Annotated in this window: 1 protein-coding gene and 1 pseudogene; one reads left to right on the top strand and one right to left on the bottom strand. The window is 74.7% G+C overall.

Annotated features, from left to right (window positions below):
• Positions 1 to 503 precede the first annotated feature (503 nt).
• Positions 504 to 677 (top strand): annotated as a pseudogene (locus FOE67_RS30545) (helix-turn-helix domain-containing protein); the annotation flags it as partial.
• On the opposite strand, the gene FOE67_RS30540 reads toward FOE67_RS30545, so the two are convergent.
• A partial coding sequence (locus FOE67_RS30540) for an ATP-binding cassette domain-containing protein (RefSeq protein ID WP_323385567.1) occupies positions 624 to 1,139 on the bottom strand: 516 nt, incomplete at its 5' end. The pseudogene FOE67_RS30545 and the gene FOE67_RS30540 sit on opposite strands and share 54 nt — an antisense overlap.

The following is a 1,139-nucleotide window of genomic DNA, read 5'->3' as shown; positions in this document are numbered from 1 at the left end:
CCCCTCGGCACCCATCCACCGCCGGCCTCCCCGCCCGGACGGACCCCTTCGACGGCCGCGGCCCTCTTCTGCGCCGACCCCCCGGGCCCCACCATGATCCGGTGTCCACCCACACGTGGACGAGTCGACCGAAAGTGGGACCGTCTGTGATCCGGGTACTGCTGGTGCACGAAACCCCCTTACTGCGCTCCGCCCTCGCCGCCGCACTGGGAGCCGATCCGGAACTGCGCGTCGAGGCGACCTCGTGGCGCGAGGCATCGGAGGGGGATCGAATCACCCGCGCCGACGTGTGCGTCGTCGACACCGACACCCCCGAACCGGGGGCCCCGGACCGGCACCTCCCGCTCCTCGACCTGGGCCGCCGACTGCGCGCCGGCTCCACCGCCCTCCTCGTGCTCGCGGCCACCGGCCGCCCCGGCCTGGTACGCCGCGCCACGGAGGCCGGCGCGCTGGGGTACGTCAGCAAGGACGCCGAACCCGACCGTCTCGCGAAGGCGATCCGGATGACCGCCGAGGGGCACCGGTACGTCGACGAGGCACTCGCCCCCGACTTCATCGGCGCCACCACCATCCCCCTCACCCCCAGGGAGCTGCACGTCCTCTCCCTGATCGCCGACGGTTGCTCACCGGCCGAGATCGCGGACCGCCTCCACCTGTCCCGGGGCACCGTCCGGAACTACGTCGCCGCCGTCACCCGCAAGACCGGGGCCCGCAACCGCGTGGACGCCGTCCGCGTCTCCCGCGAGGCCGGATGGATCTGACCAGCCGAGGACCGACTCCCGGTACAGGGCGGAGCGTTCCACCACCTCGGCGTGCGTCCCCCACTCCACCCGCTCCCCGTCCAGCACCAGCACCCGGTCGGCCCGTCGCGCCGATCCCGGCCGGTGGGCGATGACCACCAGCGTCCGTCCCGCCCTCCCCGCCAGGGCGTTCTCCGCCCGTGCCTCCGCCGCCGGGTCCAGGTGGCAGGTCGCCTCGTCCAGGACCAGCACCGGCGCCGGGGACAGGTGCGCTCGGGCCAGCGCCACCAGTTGACGCTCCCCGGCGGACAGCGCCGCCGGTACTACCCGGCCGTCCGGACCGCCCAACCGCTCCACCACCTCCGCCGCCCCCACCTCCCGCACGGCCTCCATCAGCAC

This window comes from Streptomyces calidiresistens, from assembly GCF_014141525.1.
GTDB classification, from domain to species: Bacteria; Actinomycetota; Actinomycetes; order Streptomycetales; family Streptomycetaceae; genus Streptomyces; species Streptomyces calidiresistens.
Note: the sequence above shows the minus strand (reverse complement) of the source record. Positions and strands in the feature narration are given on the sequence as shown.